The 18,053-nt window shown below is 30.2% G+C and carries 15 protein-coding genes and 1 riboswitch; of the genes, 7 read left to right on the forward strand and 8 right to left on the reverse strand.

What is annotated here, in order from left to right; all coding sequences use genetic code 11:
• Nucleotides 1-142: 142 nt before the first annotated feature.
• From cobC to KM800_RS10300, 5 genes are all read left to right on the forward strand, one after another.
• Nucleotides 143-763: an alpha-ribazole phosphatase gene (gene cobC / locus KM800_RS10280; protein WP_217812984.1), complete on the forward strand. Its 621-nt coding sequence runs from the start codon at nucleotides 143-145 to the stop codon at nucleotides 761-763.
• A complete protein-coding gene (cobS, locus tag KM800_RS10285) occupies nucleotides 760-1,518 on the forward strand; it encodes an adenosylcobinamide-GDP ribazoletransferase (protein ID WP_217812985.1) in 759 nt (252 codons plus the stop codon). The genes cobC and cobS overlap by 4 nt, the downstream gene beginning before the upstream one ends.
• A gap of 15 nt (nucleotides 1,519-1,533) precedes the next feature.
• Complete coding sequence (gene cobU / locus KM800_RS10290) at nucleotides 1,534-2,082, forward strand: bifunctional adenosylcobinamide kinase/adenosylcobinamide-phosphate guanylyltransferase (protein WP_217812986.1); 549 nt, start codon at nucleotides 1,534-1,536, stop codon at nucleotides 2,080-2,082.
• 105 nt (nucleotides 2,083-2,187) lie between these two features.
• The gene (locus tag KM800_RS10295; RefSeq protein WP_217812987.1) at nucleotides 2,188-3,213 is read left to right on the forward strand and encodes an FAD:protein FMN transferase; all 1,026 of its coding nucleotides are present in this window, start codon (nucleotides 2,188-2,190) and stop codon (nucleotides 3,211-3,213) included.
• Nucleotides 3,214-3,432: 219 nt separating this feature from the next.
• Nucleotides 3,433-3,636, forward strand: a complete 204-nt coding sequence (locus KM800_RS10300) for a DUF1858 domain-containing protein (protein WP_217812988.1) — start codon at nucleotides 3,433-3,435, stop codon at nucleotides 3,634-3,636.
• A 12-nt stretch (nucleotides 3,637-3,648) separates the two neighbouring features.
• On the opposite strand, the gene KM800_RS10305 is transcribed toward KM800_RS10300, so the two are convergent.
• A complete protein-coding gene (locus KM800_RS10305) occupies nucleotides 3,649-4,602 on the reverse strand; it encodes a cation diffusion facilitator family transporter (protein WP_217812989.1) in 954 nt (317 codons plus the stop codon).
• A gap of 314 nt (nucleotides 4,603-4,916) precedes the next feature.
• Here KM800_RS10305 and nifJ point away from each other — a divergent pair, with 314 nt between their 5' ends.
• Nucleotides 4,917-8,483 carry a pyruvate:ferredoxin (flavodoxin) oxidoreductase gene (nifJ, locus tag KM800_RS10310; RefSeq protein ID WP_217812990.1) on the forward strand — a complete coding sequence of 1,189 codons (3,567 nt, stop codon included), beginning with the start codon at nucleotides 4,917-4,919 and terminating at the stop codon, nucleotides 8,481-8,483.
• A 59-nt stretch (nucleotides 8,484-8,542) separates the two neighbouring features.
• Here the strand turns inward: nifJ and KM800_RS10315 are convergent, their stop codons facing one another.
• From KM800_RS10315 to KM800_RS10335, 5 genes are all read right to left on the reverse strand, one after another.
• Nucleotides 8,543-8,704, reverse strand: a complete 162-nt coding sequence (locus tag KM800_RS10315) for a CDIF630_02480 family spore surface protein (protein WP_217812991.1) — start codon at nucleotides 8,702-8,704, stop codon at nucleotides 8,543-8,545.
• Between the two features lie 59 nt (nucleotides 8,705-8,763).
• Nucleotides 8,764-11,094: a 5-methyltetrahydropteroyltriglutamate--homocysteine S-methyltransferase gene (gene metE / locus KM800_RS10320; protein ID WP_217812992.1), complete on the reverse strand. Its 2,331-nt coding sequence runs from the start codon at nucleotides 11,092-11,094 to the stop codon at nucleotides 8,764-8,766.
• A gap of 31 nt (nucleotides 11,095-11,125) precedes the next feature.
• Nucleotides 11,126-11,311, reverse strand: a riboswitch (cobalamin riboswitch).
• Nucleotides 11,312-11,393: 82 nt separating this feature from the next.
• A complete protein-coding gene (locus KM800_RS10325) occupies nucleotides 11,394-12,038 on the reverse strand; it encodes an undecaprenyl diphosphate synthase family protein (RefSeq protein WP_217812993.1) in 645 nt (214 codons plus the stop codon).
• Nucleotides 12,039-12,219: 181 nt separating this feature from the next.
• A complete protein-coding gene (locus tag KM800_RS10330; protein WP_217812994.1) occupies nucleotides 12,220-13,068 on the reverse strand; it encodes a YitT family protein in 849 nt (282 codons plus the stop codon).
• A 189-nt stretch (nucleotides 13,069-13,257) separates the two neighbouring features.
• Nucleotides 13,258-15,003, reverse strand: coding sequence for a phosphoenolpyruvate carboxykinase (locus KM800_RS10335; RefSeq protein ID WP_217812995.1), 1,746 nt, complete (start codon nucleotides 15,001-15,003; stop codon nucleotides 13,258-13,260).
• 228 nt (nucleotides 15,004-15,231) lie between these two features.
• On the opposite strand from KM800_RS10335, the gene greA reads away from it, so the two are divergent.
• A complete protein-coding gene (gene greA, locus KM800_RS10340; RefSeq protein ID WP_217812996.1) occupies nucleotides 15,232-15,696 on the forward strand; it encodes a transcription elongation factor GreA in 465 nt (154 codons plus the stop codon).
• 22 nt (nucleotides 15,697-15,718) lie between these two features.
• Here greA and KM800_RS10345 read toward each other — a convergent pair whose 3' ends face one another.
• Together KM800_RS10345 and KM800_RS10350 are read right to left on the reverse strand one after the other, a co-directional pair.
• Nucleotides 15,719-16,288, reverse strand: coding sequence for a flavin reductase family protein (locus KM800_RS10345; protein WP_217812997.1), 570 nt, complete (start codon nucleotides 16,286-16,288; stop codon nucleotides 15,719-15,721).
• Between the two features lie 69 nt (nucleotides 16,289-16,357).
• Nucleotides 16,358-17,944: a DEAD/DEAH box helicase gene (locus KM800_RS10350; protein ID WP_217812998.1), complete on the reverse strand. Its 1,587-nt coding sequence runs from the start codon at nucleotides 17,942-17,944 to the stop codon at nucleotides 16,358-16,360.
• Nucleotides 17,945-18,053 lie beyond the last annotated feature (109 nt).

Raw genomic sequence — 18,053 nt, forward strand, 5'->3', positions numbered from 1 at the left:
GTTAATAAATTAACAATATATTCGTTTCTCATTCATTTTAAGAGCAGAACAACTGCTCTTATTTTTATAGTTTTTTTTCAATAAAAATATTATAATTAATGTGGACGTTAAAAGCAAATTAACAAACTTATGGAGGATATTAATGAACTTATATTTTGTAAGACATGGAGAAACTAAAGCAAATTCAAAAAAATTATATTATGGAAGAATGGATATAAATTTAACACCAAAAGGTATATGTCAAGCAGAAAGATTATCAGGTTTGCTTGGAAATATAGATTTTGATAGTATATATGCAAGTCAAAAAAAAAGAGCTTTGAAAACTGCTAGAATAATTGTAAAAAATGTTGAAAAAAAAATAATAGTTGACAAAAGAATTAATGAAATGGATATGGGTGATTTTGAAGGAAAGAGTTATCAGGATATAGAAAAATGTTATCCAAGAGAATGGAAGATGTGGTGCAGTGACTGGAAAAATGTTATACTACCTGGAGGCGAAAGTTATACTCAGTTTTATTTAAGAGTCAAAAGCTTTATGGATTATTTAAAAACATTAAATCGTGAAAATGTATTGATAGTAACGCATTCTGGAGTTATAAGATCCATTTATTGTTATGTGCTCGGTGGAAATATGGACTTTTTCTGGAAATTTTCTTCTCATAATGGGGAAGTATCCCTTATAAAATATGAATATAATAATCTATATATTGATAATATTGTATGTATGGATTCAATGGATAAGTGGAAGAGGTTAGAAAAGTGAAAAACATAGCAAATAATTTTTTGTTGATGATACAATTTTTGACTAGAATTAATATTAATAAAAATCTTGATTGTAGGGAAGAAAATTTTAAGTGGGGCGCTGTATTTATGCCCGTTATAGGTCTTTTAATAGGTGGAATACAGTGGATTGCCTATAAAATTTTAATAAATGTACTGCCTGTCAATGTATGTGTAGTAATAGTTTTATTGATTGGCATAATGTTGACTGGAGCCATGCATATAGATGGACTTGGAGACATGTGTGATGGATTTTTTGCATTTAAAGGAAAAGACAAAATAATAGAAATCATGAAGGACAGTAGGGTAGGCACATATTCTTGCCTAGCTGTTGTTCTAGATATGATTTTTAAATACAGCCTTCTATGTTTTATAGTGCCTAGATTTTCCATGGCCATAATATCAGCACCTGTATTGTCTAGAGTATCTACTGTATTTATTGTTACTATTGGTAAAACGGCTAAGGATACAGGAACAGGAAATCTTTTTATAGGCAGGGTAAAAGTACCTCAATTTTTAATAAGTATAATAATTACTGCAGTAATATTATTATTTGTACTTAAGATGAATCCTTTATATTCAGGTGTATTGACTTTGTTAGTTATTATTACGTCATATATTTTTAATTTATACTGTAATAAAAAAATTAATGGGTTGACTGGAGATTTGCTTGGAGCCAATAATGAGATTATGGAGATATTTATGCTTATAATTATGGCTGCAATAGTTAATTTATAATAGAGGTGAAAATGTATGGGAAAAATAATTTTGGTAACGGGGGGAAGCAGAAGTGGCAAGAGCAGTTTTGCCGAAGATATGCTTTCAAATGAAGATGAGGTTCTCTATATAGCCACATCTATAGCTACAGATAAAGATATGGATGAAAGAATAAGAATACATAGGGAACGTAGAAACCATAGATGGAATACTTATGAGGGATATAGAAATATTGGCAATATAATAAAAAAGAGCAGTTTTAAATACATTTTTTTGGAGTGTATTGGAACCCTTGTTACTAATATAATGTTTGAAAATTTTAGTGACTTCGACAAATTGAATTCTAGTGAAATAAATGAGCTGGAAGATGATATATTGAATGAAATAAATAATATAATTTCAGAGTCCAAGAAAAATACTGCTGATATAATAATTATTACAAATGAGGTTGGATTGAGTTTAGTACCTGGATATAGATTAGGTAGAATATTTTCTGATATACTTGGAAGAGTAAATCAAATTATAGCAGAAAATAGTGATGAAGTATATATATCATTTTGTGGAATTCCATTAAAATTAAAGTAGTATATTTAAATATGATATAGTTTTCAATATTGTTCTAGTGTAGTATTATATTAAGAGAGGTGTTAACCGACTATTAAATTATAAGATTATAAGAGGATTAAAATAATGAAAAAATTTATTATTGGTATTTTGATTTTTAGTATGATTCCTTTATATGGATGTTCATATGAAAAGGATACAGAACCAATTTCAAAAACAGAGTATATGCTTGGAACTATATGTACTATAACTCTATATGATGATAAACCTGAATCTGTTATCGATAAAGCTTTTAATAGAGTTAAACAAATTGAAGACAAGATGAGTGTAAACAAGTCTGGTACTGAATTGGATGCAATAGCAGAAGGTTCAGGGAAAAAGTATGTTAAAGTATCAGATGATACTTTTTATGTGCTTGAAAAGGGAAAATATTATTCTCAACAATCAGGAGGAAGTTTTGATATAACAGTTGGACCTCTTGTAAAGCTCTGGGGAATTGGAACAGATCATGCAAGGTTGCCATCACAAAAGGAAATTCAAGATAAAAAAACTCTTGTAAATTATAAGGACCTATTACTGGATAAAAAAAATAAAAAGGTTATGCTTGCCAGAACAGGTATGTCTCTTGATTTAGGAGGAATAGCTAAAGGATATGCTGCAGACGAAGCTGCAAGGGTACTTAAGGAAAATGGAGTCAAGCATGCTATTATAAACTTGGGAGGAAATGTATTGGCTTTAAACAGTAATCCTCAAGGTAAACCATGGAAAATAGGTGTACAAGATCCTTTCCAAAGTAGAGGAAATGTAGTAGCTTCACTTGAGGTAACCAACAAAACTGTAGTTACTTCAGGAATATATGAGAGATATTTTAAAAAAGATGGTAAGATATATCATCATATATTAAATCCATTTACAGGATATCCCATGGACAACAATTTGGCCAGTGTAACTTTAATTACAAATACTTCTATAAATGCGGATGCTATGACTAAAAATGCATTTTATCTAGGAATTAACAAGGGACTGGATTATATAGATAGTATATGTGGATTACAGGGAATATTTATAACTAAGGATAAGAAAGTATATATAACTAAGGGATTGAAGAATAATTTTAATATAATAGACTCTAATTACAAATTAATGAATTGATATAAATTATTATATAATGTAGTAATATAGTATAGTTTAGAGGTATTCAATAATAATCCATTTATAACAGTAAAAAACTAGGTAGTTGCCACTTGATATGTAATAATTTTAGTATTATCATATACTATATATCTATAAATGTGATTTAGTAGTTATATTTATATTAGCTAAATCTCATAATTTAGAATATAATATTAAATAGAAATGAGGTTGTATATTATGACTAAAGTCACTAAGGATATGACTATTGGAGAAGTTCTTAAAATTAATCCTGCATATGGAGAGACATTGATGAGTTTTGGAATGGGATGCATTGGATGCCCAGCATCTTTAGCGGAAACTGTAGAAGAAGCTGCTATGGTACATGGTATAGATGTTAATGCACTAATGGAAACATTGAATTCAGAAGCTGTTGAAAAATAAAAAATTGATGGACTACTGTAGTAGTCCATCAATTTTTTTTATCATATCCACACAATCTTTTTCATCCGTATGTTGTATATTATGACTCAGATTACAATTCTTACAATTATTATCACAAGATTCTATATGAATCATTGTTTCTGTACTCTTCAGTTTTTGGGATATTTCATCTTCTATTTCATCACATATATGATGTGCATCTTTTACATGGGTATCTCCGGGAAATACAAGATGCAGATCTGTATATCTTTTGTTACCTGATTTTCTTGTTCTAAGTTTATGAAATCCACAAAACACAGAATTATATCTTGATATTATATTTTTTATAGTTTGAATTTCTGTATCTGACAATTTTACATCTACTAAAGGTTCAAATGCTTTTTTCAATAAATTAAATGCTTCTTTTAAAATAAATATGGAGACTACTATAGCTATTACTGGATCTAATGCTTCTAATTTAGTAATCCAGATTAAGAAAAGTCCAATACCTACACCTAAGGAAGTATATACGTCAGTTTTTAAATGAATAGCATCTGCTTCGAGAGCCATTGAATCTTCTTTTTTTGCTACCTTAGATAATTTCATAGATACGAAGAAATTTATAGCTGATGATATAAACATGACTAAAAATCCAATACTGGATGAGTGAATCTGCTTTGGAAAAATAAGTTTATCTAAAGCTGCTATAATTATCCATATGGAAGCAGCAAAAATTAGCAACGCTTCAATTACTCCAGATACATCTTCAAATTTACCATGTCCATAGGGATGCTCTGTATCTGCAGGTTTTGAGGATATCTTAACAGAAACAAATGATATTAAAGAAGCAATTAGATCTATAGTTGAGTGAATAGCTTCAGAAATAATACTTACAGAACCTGTTGATATACCTACTATTAATTTCATTATTATCAGACTGCTGTTGGAAAGAATAGAAAGACTAGCAGTTTTTATTTTTTGATTCATAATAACATCTCCCATAAAATTCAAACTTTATCATTTGATAAAGTATAACAACTATTATAATAGTCTAATAATCCATATAAGTCAATAGAAATCAGATATGATATGTATTATCAACTGATAAAGAAAATTAGTATAAAAATCAATTGCAAATTAAATTTATTTTACATGATTATAATAGAGTCTTGATCAAAATTTTGTGACACATTTATGCTTATTAAAAATTTATTTTCAACTATAGTGTATGAGAATCTATATATTTCAAATAATAAACAAAGACATATATTTTTAAATTTGATTGAGGGAGTGAAGTTAAAATGGAAAAAAAGATGAAAACCATGGATGGAAATCAGGCGGCTGCTTATGCCTCTTATGCATTTACTGAAGTAGCTGCAATATATCCTATTACGCCATCTACACCTATGGCAGAAGCAGTAGATGAATGGTCATCCCAGGGAAAGAAAAATATATTTGGTGATACTGTTAAAATTAGTGAAATGCAGTCGGAGGCAGGTGCTGCAGGTGCTGTACATGGTTCATTGTCAGCAGGTGCATTAACAACAACATATACAGCTTCTCAAGGGCTTCTTTTGATGATCCCCAATATGTATAAGATAGCAGGAGAGCATCTTCCAACAGTATTTCATGTAAGTGCACGTGCACTTGCCACTCACGCACTTTCCATATTTGGAGATCATCAGGATGTTATGGCATGCAGACAGACAGGTTTTGCACTGTTGGCATCATCCAATGTTCAAGAAGCAATGGATTTAGGATTTGTATCACATTTAAGTGCTATTAAGTCAAGAGTACCTTTTCTTCATTTTTTTGATGGATTTAGAACTTCTCATGAATACCAGAAAATAAATGTAATTGACTACAATGAAGTTAAAAAACTTGTAGATTATGATGCAATAAATGAATTCAGAAGTAGAGCACTAAATCCCGAACATCCAACTGTCAAGGGAACTGCTCAAAACCCTGACATATATTTTCAGGGAAGAGAAGTATCCAATAAATTTTACGACAAGGTTCCGGATATAGTAGATCAATATATGAATGAAATAAACAATATAACAGGGAAAGACTACAAACCTTTTGAATATTATGGATGCAAAGATGCGGAAAACATCATAGTTGCAATGGGTTCTATCTGTGACACAATAGATGAAACTGTAGACTATCTTATGGATAAAGGTGAAAAAGTAGGAACTATAAAAGTACATCTTTACAGGCCATTTTCAGAAAGATATTTCTTCAATGTCATGCCTGACACAGTAAATAAGATATCAGTTTTGGATAGAACTAAAGAACCAGGCTCCGTTGGCGAACCTCTTTATCTGGATGTATGTAAAATATTTTATGAATCAGATAAAAGACCTGAAATATTTGCTGGAAGGTATGGTTTAGGCTCAAAAGATACTACACCTTCACATATATTGTCAGTATTTGAAAACATGAAATGCAATAATCCAAAAAAGTATTTTACTATAGGTATAGAAGATGATGTAACACATATGTCACTTAAACAAGGCGAAGAAATAGAAACTACCCCTTCAGGAACTATAAGTTGTAAATTTTGGGGACTTGGTTCAGATGGAACTGTAGGAGCAAATAAATCTGCAGTAAAGATAATTGGAGATAATACTGATTTATATGCACAAGCGTATTTTTCTTATGATAGTAAAAAATCAGGAGGAACTACAGTATCTCATCTGAGATTTGGAAAGAAGCCTATTAAATCACCTTATCTAGTAAATAGTGCAGATTATATAGCTTGTCATAATAGATCTTTTATATATAATTATGATATTTTAAAAGGACTTAAAAAAGGTGGAACATTTCTATTGAATTGCCATTGGAGTGAAGATGAACTTAATGATAAATTGCCTGCAGAAATGAAGAGATATATGGCAGAAAACAATGTGAATTTTTACATACTAGACGGGGTGAAAATTGCCAGGGATATAGGTCTAGGTGGAAGGATCAATATGGTAATGCAGTCTGCATTCTTTAAACTGGCCAAGGTAATACCTATAGATGATGCTGTGAGATATTTGAAAGATTCTATAGAGAAGACATATGGAAGAAAAGGTGAAAAGATTGTTGAAATGAACAGGCAGGCTGTAGATAAAGGTATAGAGTTGGTCAAAAAGGTAGATATACCTGATTCATGGAAAAATGCAGAACAAAAATCACAGAAATACAATGATAATATAGAGGAACCCGATTTTGTTAAAAATATTCAGAGACCAATGGAGAAAAACGAAGGGGATAATCTTCCTGTAAGTGCATTTTTAAATATGGAAGATGGTACTTATCCTGTAGGAACTTCAGCATATGAAAAAAGAGGAATAGCTGTAATGGTACCAGAATGGCAGATTGATAAATGCATACAGTGTAATCAGTGCTCATATGTATGTCCTCATGCAACTATAAGGTCATTTCTTCTAAATGAAGATGAGATAAACAACTCAACAGAAAGTTTCAAGAGCAAAAAGGCACTGGGAAAAGGACTTGAAAATTTGAATTTTAAAATTCAGATAAGTCCTATGGATTGCACGGGCTGTGGAAATTGTGCAGATATATGTCCTGCTCCAGGCAAGGCTCTTATTATGAAACCATGGGAAGAACAAGTAGATGCTGAATGTGAAAATTGGAATTATGCCATAAGTTTATCTAGAAAAGAAGACTTAATCAATAGAAATACATTAAAGGGAAGTCAATTTATAACTCCGCTGCTTGAATTCAATGGCGCTTGCCCTGGATGCGGTGAAACTCCTTATATAAGGCTTCTAACTCAATTGTTTGGCGAAAGAATGATGATAGCCAATGCAACTGGATGCTCATCAATATGGGCTGCCAGTGCGCCTTCTATAGCATATACAAAAAATTGCGAAGGAAAAGGGCCTTCATGGGGAAATTCACTATTTGAGGATAATGCAGAATATGGTTATGGAATGTATCTGGCAGTAAAGTACATGAGAGATGGAATAAGAAAACTCATGCTGCATTATATTGAAAATTCCAGAGAAAAAAGTGAAGAAAATGATATAATAAAATCCTTTAATGAATGGATAAATACTATGGATGATGGAAGTCTTTCTAAAGTAGCATCAAAAAAAGTTGTAGATTCAATTATGCAGTCAAATGATTATGAAACTGACAGCATATTAAAAGAGATAATAGCCAAGAAAGATTTTCTAGTTAAGAAGTCTCAGTGGATACTAGGTGGAGATGGATGGGCTTATGATATTGGATTTGGAGGAGTAGACCACGTACTTGCTTCAGGTGAGGATGTGAATTTGTTTGTAATGGATACTGAAGTATATTCAAATACTGGAGGACAGTCTTCTAAATCCACACAAACGGGAGCAGTAGCAAAATTCGCTGCACTTGGAAAACAAGTAAAGAAAAAAGATTTAGGACTAATGGCTATGAGCTATGGCTATGTATATGTGGCACAGATAGCTCTTGGATCCAACATGAATCATGCATTGAAGGCTATAGTGGAAGCTGAAAACTATAGAGGACCATCTCTTATAATAGCATATGCTCCATGTATAAATCATGGTATAAAAACTGGAATGGGAACTAGTATAGCACAGGAGAAGAAAGCTGTAGATTCTGGATATTGGCAATTATATAGATTTAATCCTGTATTAAAACTTGAAGGTAAAAATCCATTCTTGCTGGATTCAAAAGAGCCCAAGACTTCATTTAGAGAACATATAGATGGTGAAATAAGATTTTCATCTCTTAAAAAGATATTTCCTCAGAAAGCCGAGCAATTATATAAGACATCAGAAGAGAATGCAAAAGATAGATATACTATATATAAGAGATTATCAGAAATAAATTATGAAAATAAGAAAAAACAGTAGAAATATAAAAACAAACCTTGTGTCTGTATTGGACACAAGGTTTGTTTTATTAATAAAATTTATTTTTGATTTTCTTCTACCCAGTTTTTGGCATTATCTACATCTACTATGTCTCCAACAGGTACATTTGATACAGGCTTTGTTTTCTTTATATTTGCCCAGGCAGCTGTTTCGTGATTTTCAATAGGTATTTTTTTCTGAGATTTTTTGTTGTCTAACATTTATAATCACCTCTATAAATATTATTTTCAAAATACCCTTAATATATAAGTGGAAAAATTTAATTAAGTTTTTTTCTGATATTTTTTGCCGCCAATACCATATTTATTAAACTTTTTTTAGCTTCATCAATACCTCTTGTTTTTAATCCACAATCAGGATTTATCCAAAGCTTGTCACAATCAATTTTATCCAGCATAATTTTTATTGATTTTTCGAGTTCCTCAATGGATGGAATTCTTGGAGAATGAATATCGTATATTCCAGGTCCTATTTGGGATTTAAAATTATTATTTTTTAAAAAGTCAAGTATTGAAAAGTCTGAACGTGCAGCTTCTATTGAATATACATCTGCATCCATATCTTTAATTTCTTGTACTATACTTGAAAATTCACTATAGCACATATGGGTATGAATTTGAGTTTCGCTCTTAACTTTTGAGTTGGTTAAACGAAAAGCAGGTATTGCCCAATCTAAATATTTTTTATGCCAATCTTTAGTTCTAAGAGGAAGTTTTTCTCTTAAAGCAGCTTCATCAATTTGTATTATTTTTATTCCTTCAGATTCTAAATCCAAAACTTCTTCTCCAATTGCCAAACCTATTTGATAGGCTATTTGTTCTAAGTCAAGATCTTCTCTTGGAAATGACCAGTTTAAAATTGTAATTGGCCCTGTTAACATACCTTTTACAGGTTTGTCAGTTTGATCTTGAGCAAATTTAATCCAATCTAATGTCATAGGAGCAGTACGCTTTACATCTCCATATATTATCGGTGGTTTTACTGCTCTTGTTCCATAAGATTGAACCCAGCCATTTTTGGTAAACAGAAAACCATCTAACAATCTTCCAAAGTATTCAACCATGTCAGCACGTTCATATTCTCCGTGTACTAATACATCTAAACCAATATCCTCTTGAAACTTAAGTACTTCTTTAATTTTTTCTCTTATTTGATTTTTATATTTTTCCTTCGTAATAGTATTCTCTCTTAAATCTTTTCTAAGTTTTTTAATCTCATGAGTTTGTGGAAAAGATCCTATGGTAGTTGTAGGTAATAAAGGTAGTTTGAAAATATTATTTTGAACTTTTTTTCTATATTCTAAAGAGTCGTTTCTTGTAAAATCTTCTGGTTTTAAATTATTTATATTTGTTCTAATTTCTTTATTATAGCATAGTGGATTTTCTCTTTTCCTTTTTAGTATATTCTGATTTTTTATATATTTGATTTGTTTTTCATAATTTTTGAATTCCAGCAGTTCTTTTATTTCTGAAAGTTCACTTAATTTTTCTTCCGCAAAAGACAAGCTCTCTATGTATTCTGACATATTTATAAGATTATCTACTTTTCCTATATTTTTGTCATCAATATGACCTTCAGGTTTTACAGTATAAGGTACATGCAGAAGAGAACATGAAGTACTTATATAAATTTTATTTGTATCAATATATTTACCAATATTATTTATTAGTTCAATGCTGTGTTTGTAGTCGTTTCTCCATATGTTTTTTCCATTGACTATTCCAGCTATTAATATCTTGTTGTCGGGAAATCCATATTTTTGTAGAAGCGTTATATTTTCTTTACCTTCTACAAAATCCAATCCTATTTCATCAAATTTTAGGTCTTGTAAATTTTCGTATATATCTCTTATATCTCCAAAATATGTTTGGAGCAATGTTTTAAAATTATATTTTTTATTTAAGATTTTATCATACACATTTTTAAATAGTTCTATTTCATATTCAGTTAAATCTGTTACTAGAATTGGTTCATCAATCTGCAGAGATTTAATGCCTTCTTGTTGGAACTTGTCTAGTATATCTATGTATACATTTGCAAGTTTATTCAAACAGTGTTCAAATTTAGTATTACCTTTTAAATTTGAGAGCTTGAGAAAAGTGAAAATACCTATTATTACCGGCTTGGTTTCCATATTAAATTCTTTTGATTCTCTATATAGATCAAAAGGTTTAGTATCATTAATTGAAAAGCTGGTATCTTCATCTATTTCAGGTACGATATAATGGTAGTTTGTGTTAAACCATTTTTTCATCGGCAAGGCTTTTATATCTTTGGAGTTATTTTGATAACCTCTAGCCATTGCAAAATATGTATCCAATGGTGAAAGACCGAGATCTTTGTATTTTTGTGGTATAATGTTTAATAGAAATGCCATATCCAACATATTGTCGTAGTATGAAAAGTCATTTGACGGTATAATATCCAATCCACTTTCTTTTTGTTTGGACCAATATTCCTCCCTCAATTTCTTTCCTGTGGAAAATAGTTCATTTGAATCTATATTTCCATTAAAATACGATTCTACTGCAAATTTTAGTTCTCGATTAGCACCTATTCTAGGGTAACCTACGATAGTTGATTTGTTCATATAATTTTCCTCCTTATCTTCAATCCCAAAGATTCAGTTTTACATAAAAGGCAGGTCTCCTGGCTTATCTTCATCCTAATTGTTTCCCTTCCCGTATATAAACAGTGGTTTAGAAACTTTCGTCCAAATTACAGTAGTGGGTGCTGCTCAAGATTATAACTTGATTCCCTATTATCTTTTACAAATGAGTAAAAGCACCTTATATGTTAAAGAATTCTTTTTTAATTATGAATTGCTAAACTAAATTATAGCACATAAATATGCACTTATAAAGAAGTTTATGTTCGGCTAAATAAGATTCAGCCTCCTAGTGTTACATCTTGATTGTCATACCATTTTAATGCATCTAAAAGATGCTGCTCCCTGAAATCCGGCCAGTAATCATCTACTACATAAAAGTCGGAATACACTGATTGTACTGGAAGAAATCCACTTAATCTTGTTCTGCCACCCCAACGTATTATTAGATCCATTCTACTTATATCATGAGAGTTCAAACTTGATATGATTGAATTTCTATTTGTGGAATGTGAATTGCTTAAATTATTTAAATCCCAATCCCATCCATAATTTACAAGAAAATTTATTTTAATTCCACCTTTTCCAATATCTTTCCTTTCAGTATATGGAAGAAGTATTTTCGGAAACATTGGAGAATCTGAATTACCAACTACCAGAAGAGATGCATTCTCTTTTGACAATATGTCTACTGCGTTAATACAAGCTTCAGTAAAAGCTTTGGTCTGTATTTTAGGCCTTTTTGTGTTATCTACTGTAAAACCATAATATGTTAATTCATTAACACCTAGTTTTTTACATAGTCTGAATAATTCTATGCCTGGTTTTAAACCTGCCCCATAACCCTTCTCTTTACTCATTTTGTTTTTTGATGCCCATCGTCTATTTCCATCTGGAATTATACCTATGTGCTTTGGAATTCTCATAAATTTTCCCCCTTTATATTATGATAATTTTAATTATATCCTAAAATTAAATTACTATTCTAATATATTGATATTGGGATATGTATGTAAAATGTACTTAATATACTATTATATAATAAACGACTAATTAAATAAATATGAACCTTCAGATAATATCGAAAGTCCATATTTGGCAATGTGCTTATATTATACTTGAAAAACCTTCTCCAAGTACTTCATTTACCTCATTTACAGTGATAAATGCCTTAGCATCTATTTTTACTATATATTCTTTAAGCTTGAGAAATTGTTTTCTATCCAGTATAGTTGTTATAACTTCATTATTGTTATTATTATAAGCACCTTTTGCATAGTATATTGTTGCACTTCGATCTAGTACGTCGACTATATAATCTTTTATCTTTTTGCCATTTGAGCTTATTATAGCTACTTGCTTGTAAGTATTTAAATTTATAATTACTCTATCTATAATTGTTGCATTTAACAGTATTCCAAGCATTGCGTACATACCTTTGTCTATTCCAAGCACGGCAGAAGCGGCAATAGCTACGACAATATCAGGCATCAATATACATTTGCCTATGCTTATTTTTGTATATTTATTAATTATTTTAGCTATTATATCAGTTCCACCTGTAGATGCATTTTTATTAAAGACTATTCCCATACCTGCACCGCATATTAATACTCCGAATATAAGTTGCATTAAAGTATCCGAACTAAAAGGTTTAACTATGGGATATATCTTTTCCATCAATAATATCATCAGTGATATAGAAAAGCTGCAAAATATTGTTTTACCACCGAACATAGGTCCTATTATTATAAAACCTATTATAAATAAAAGTATTTCTACACAAATCATAAACAGTCCTATAGGTATATTTGGAAAAATAATATTAACAATTATACCTGCACCACTAATTCCACCTGCAGCTATATGACTGGGTGCCAGAAAAAAATAAGTTCCAAAAGCAACTAGAAGACAAGCGAAAAGCAGCATGAATATATCTTTTAAATTTTTAGTCACAGATAATTCCTCCTATCTCAATAATTTTTTATACACAGCTAAAAAGAGCACATAAAAACCTAAGTAAAATCCTTCTCAGATTTATATATGCTCAAATTACATACAAATTAAACATTGTATGAATTTCTTTTTATTGTTACAAAAATATTATATAGTTTGTAATTATATTATGTCAATATATCAATTTGGTCAATTTTGTAAATGCTTTATTTCTTCCAGAAGTACTAAAGCAGCTTTTTTAGGACCTGTTTTTTCTTTGCCAGATATACCAAGGCGAGTTCTAAGTTGTCCTACTTTTACACCAGACTTAAAAAACCGATTGAAATATATATTTAATAGTTTGCCTGTATCTTCAGATTTTTGAGCAGGACCAAAAGGATTTGCAAAATAGGTTTTAACAAGGCCTTTTTCTGATGTAGTTCCTTTGGCCATTCGGGCACCATCTTTAAATACTTTTATAGCAGTATCACAATTATTAAAAAATTCTAGTTCAGAGCCCTTATCTTCATAATTATTGGCATATAAAAATAAATTAACAGGATATCCGGTAGTTATTTCAGTATAGCTAGATACAGGAATAACTAATCGTGCATTTATTTTATCTGGATTCATGAAAATACTTCTGTCTATTTCTTTAAAAGCGTATCCACTGTCTAGATCATCTAATCTTACAAAGGCACCTATTTCAGTACCATAAGCTGATATGCAGCCTTTTTCATCAAGTCTGACAGTTCCCATATCATCGAATATTATTTTCATGTCACTTATATATTCATCCCCAAGTTGTCTGAATGCTTCCAGAGTTTCAGACTTACCGGCACCACTATCACCCATTATAATTATATTTGCAGTTTTATTGTCTTTTGTGACTATATTGACCATGGCTCCATGAATAGGAAGATATTCTCTTTTTATCATTATAAGATTGTGAAGTGTAAGAGTCATTTTCTTCATATAACCAAAATAATCTATGGACTCATTGTAATTTATATATCCAAGCATTATATTATTTTTCTTATCATCGTAAAAAATCGTTCTCATTTGTTTTGAAGAATCTCTTGCTCCAAATACATAGACTATATCCGGTTTTTTATTTGCATATTCACTTTCTTTTGCTATTTCAAACAGATTGCAAAGAGTTATGCCATGAGCCATAAAATCCCTATGAAAATATATATAGGCTAGTAGGTCTCCGACTTTGGCAGGATAACAAAACCAGTGGTCATATTTTATAGTGCATTGTTTCAAGGGATTTTCAAAGCATTCTGTAAACATACCTGTTCGGGTATTCATTTTAGGATAAGTTATAAATGGAGGATCCAACATAATTGATTTAATAAAAGGAATGTTTTGAAGACATTTATAGTCTTCTGAATATGAATGTGGTAAATCGTTTAATATTAGACCTGCATTTCCACCAGCAGGAAGTTGTCTATATATTTGAGGCTTGTGTGATATAATATTTTCCTCGATTTTTCTATAAGTATCCAATATTAATTGAGAAAATGCAATGTTTGAATCTATAAAACTTGCATCCTGAAATCCTTCACCTGGTTTATTGTCATGTATAATTGTATATCTTTCAATTTTTCTCCAAAATCTATATAAGTCTTCTACAAATAATATAAGTTTGTCTTTGCTGTCAAAAATAGATTTAAGATTTATATCTATTTTTTTAATATCTTCTGCCTTGAATACCATTAGCAATTTAAATAAGTTTGCTATGCTATAAGTAAGTTGATCTATTTCAGTAATATTAGTTTCATGTTTAATATATTTATAGATAGAAGTGTTCTTTCTCTGTGATTTTTCTAAATATTTTGCTAAAAGAGTTTTAAATGCTGAACTTTCCAATAATTTTTCTGATGTGTCACAGTATTTCTCAGTGAAATTTATCATTATTTTCCCATTTTTAAGATAAAATTCTTTTCTCATATTAATACCCCCAAGGTTAAAATAATTGCTGTCATTAACATGATTATATCATAATGGATAAATTTACAATAATTTAAATTATAACAAAGTAGTGTATTGTCATAATTTAAACACACAAGTAAATTCCTTGTATTATCTTATTGGTAATATTATAATGGTATAGTAAGAAAACTTGTATACATATTTTTAAGAGTAATATATTATAAATTTAGAATAGTAGGTGGTTTTATGCAGAATTTAACATTAACAGAATCAGGTAAGAAAAAATTAGAAGATGAACTTGAATATTTAAAAACAGTTAAAAGAGTTGAAATTAAGGCTGCTCTTAAGTCTGCGCGTGCGCAGGGTGATTTGAGTGAAAATGCAGATTATAGTGCTGCAAAAGATGACCAATCTATGACTGAAACGAGAATACAAGAACTTGAGGAACAACTTAAAAGTGCTATTATAATAAAAAGTTCTGATGATGCAGATGTATTTGATGTCAATAAGACTGCAGTAGTAAGATTTTATGACATAGATGATACAGAAGAAGTTACTTTGGTAAGTTCTGTAGAGGGTGATGTTAAAAATATGAACATAAGCATAGACTCTCCTTTAGGTAAGGCTTTATTTAAACTGAAGGTAGGTCAAAAGGCTACAGTTGATTCTCCAGATGGAAATTATGATGTTAAAGTAGAAAAATTATTGTAGAATAACTTATTCTACAATAATTTTATTTCTTCCTTTTTACAGAGTAGCCAAATTTACCACTTGGTTTTGAAGAAATTTTAAAATATTCTCCATGAGAATAGCAGACAAGATTAGCTTTTTCTAGATGTATTTTGCCGCTTTTTGATATGATATTTTCATCTACATTAACTGATAATATATCAGATAAAAAAAGGTGGTGACTACCTAGAGGAATTATGTTCTTTACTTTGCATTCTAAATTTACAGGACAGTTTTCAATATAAGGTACATTGATTTTCGTACTATCTTTTAAATTGAATTTACAAGCCTTTATTTTATCTGTATTCCTTCCAGATTTAACTCCACAAAAATCTAATACCCGTGTCATTGACGAACTAGGAAGATTTACTGAAAATTCTTTAGTCTCTTTTATATATTCATATGAAAGTCTTTCCGGCCTTATGGATATTGAAATCATAGGAGGCTTTGTACACACAGTTCCAACCCAAGCAGCAGTAAACACATTTATCTTTCCAGACTTATTCCTTGAAGTTACAAGCACCGCAGGAACAGGATTTAGCATGCAGCTTCCTTTAAAAGCAATTTTATTCATCAATTCACCATCCATTTTTAAATTTTTATAATAATAAGCCCACAAAATACATTTGTGGGTATTGAATAATTATCTGTTTTTAGAGTTCTTGCTCTTTGCGACTTCCACAGAAACTCTTCTTCCCTGGAATTTTTTACCGTTGGTCTTTTTTAATATAACTGAACCAATACTTTCGGATGCGTTTATGAATGTAAATTTGTTTAATATATCTATATCACCAATTTCATGCGCTTCAACTGATGATGTTTCAGTTATAAATTTAATTAGCTTTCTTGGAGTTATATTATCCATTCTTCCTATGGACAAAAACAATCGTATTTCTTCATCTATATTTTTATTTATAGAGTTTTCTTTATAGTCAAAACTTATTTCGTTGTCGAAAACCATTTTCATAAGTGCAGCTGCTACATCAACTAGATTATATTCTTCATCTAATTCAGTTGCTATAGGAATAAAGTTTTTAAAATTGTTTTCACTTAATGTAGTCTTTATTTTTTCTGCAATATGTTTATATTTAGCTTCAAATATGTCATCAACTGTAGGTACTTCTTTTCTTTTTATTTTGCTCTTTGTATATTTTTCTATTTGTTTTAAAAGTATATATTCTCTTGGAGTTACAAGGGAATAGGCAATACCTTCCTTATTAGCTCTTCCAGTTCTTCCTATTCTGTGTACATAATATTCTGTATCTTGAGGCAGGTCATAGTTTATAACGTGGGATACATTTTCTACATCTATACCTCTTGCAGCTACATCCGTTGCAATTAAAAACTCTAAACTTCCATCTTTGAATTTTCTAAGAGTGTTCATTCTTTGATTCTGATTCATATCACCATGCATACCTTCTACATTATAGCCTCTTGCCTGCATGGATTCTACAAGTTCATCAACACCTCTTTTTGTCTTGCAGAATATTATAGCACTGGAAGGTTCATCTACATCCAGTATCCTGCACAGAGATTCAAATCTGTCTTTATGTTTAATCTCATAATAATATTGTTTTATTTTTTCAACAGTTAGTGTACTTTTTTCTATTCTAATATATTTAGTATCTTTACTCATATACTTGGATGCTAATTTTTTTATTTGATTTGGCATAGTTGCGGAAAATAACAAGGTTTGTCTGTCAGAATTGGTATTTTTTATTATACTTTCTATATCATCTATGAACCCCATATCCAACATTTCGTCAGCTTCATCCATTATTAAAAATTGTATTTTACTCAAATCTATTGTGTGTCTTCGTATGTGGTCTATTATTCTGCCAGGAGTACCAACTACTACATCTATTCCTTTTTTTAAGGATCTTATTTGTCTATCAATAGGTTGACCGCCATATATTGGCATAAGACGTATTTTACTGAATTTAACTAGTTTACTTAATTCATCATTTACTTGAATTGCAAGTTCTCTTGTAGGTGTGAGTATAAGCGTAGATATATGGTTGCTATTATGATCTATTTTACTTAGCATCGGAGCACCAAATGCCAGAGTCTTTCCAGTACCTGTTTGTGCCTGACCTATTACATCGTGTCCTTCCAATATTACAGGAATGGATTCCGCCTGAATTTGAGAAGGCTCTTCAAATCCTAAAGCATCTATTGCCTGAAGTATTTTAGGATCCAAACTTAAATTGTTGAAATTCATATTACTCATTAAAACTCCTCTTTCTTTTTTATATTACAAAACAAATCTTATCATAACATAGTATTGTAATATTATCAAATCTTAATTCATATTTTCTTCAATTCGTAATATAAAAAAT

It is taken from the genome of Clostridium tyrobutyricum (assembly GCF_019144085.1).
Taxonomy (GTDB): Bacteria; Bacillota; Clostridia; order Clostridiales; family Clostridiaceae; genus Clostridium_B; species Clostridium_B tyrobutyricum_A.

Excerpts from the sequence above, each read along its gene's own strand:
- cobC (WP_217812984.1), top strand. The coding sequence starts at position 143 with ATGAACTTATATTTTGTAAGACATGGAGAAACTAAAGCAAATTCAAAA.
- cobU (WP_217812986.1), top strand. The coding sequence starts at position 1,534 with ATGGGAAAAATAATTTTGGTAACGGGGGGAAGCAGAAGTGGCAAGAGC.
- KM800_RS10295 (WP_217812987.1), top strand. The coding sequence starts at position 2,188 with ATGAAAAAATTTATTATTGGTATTTTGATTTTTAGTATGATTCCTTTA.
- KM800_RS10300 (WP_217812988.1), top strand. The coding sequence starts at position 3,433 with ATGACTAAAGTCACTAAGGATATGACTATTGGAGAAGTTCTTAAAATT.
- KM800_RS10305 (WP_217812989.1), bottom strand. The coding sequence starts at position 4,602 with ATGAATCAAAAAATAAAAACTGCTAGTCTTTCTATTCTTTCCAACAGC.
- nifJ (WP_217812990.1), top strand. The coding sequence starts at position 4,917 with ATGGAAAAAAAGATGAAAACCATGGATGGAAATCAGGCGGCTGCTTAT.
- KM800_RS10315 (WP_217812991.1), bottom strand. The coding sequence starts at position 8,704 with ATGTTAGACAACAAAAAATCTCAGAAAAAAATACCTATTGAAAATCAC.
- metE (WP_217812992.1), bottom strand. The coding sequence starts at position 11,094 with ATGAACAAATCAACTATCGTAGGTTACCCTAGAATAGGTGCTAATCGA.
- KM800_RS10325 (WP_217812993.1), bottom strand. The coding sequence starts at position 12,038 with ATGAGAATTCCAAAGCACATAGGTATAATTCCAGATGGAAATAGACGA.
- KM800_RS10335 (WP_217812995.1), bottom strand. The coding sequence starts at position 15,003 with ATGAGAAAAGAATTTTATCTTAAAAATGGGAAAATAATGATAAATTTC.
- greA (WP_217812996.1), top strand. The coding sequence starts at position 15,232 with ATGCAGAATTTAACATTAACAGAATCAGGTAAGAAAAAATTAGAAGAT.
- KM800_RS10345 (WP_217812997.1), bottom strand. The coding sequence starts at position 16,288 with ATGAATAAAATTGCTTTTAAAGGAAGCTGCATGCTAAATCCTGTTCCT.
- KM800_RS10350 (WP_217812998.1), bottom strand. The coding sequence starts at position 17,944 with ATGAGTAATATGAATTTCAACAATTTAAGTTTGGATCCTAAAATACTT.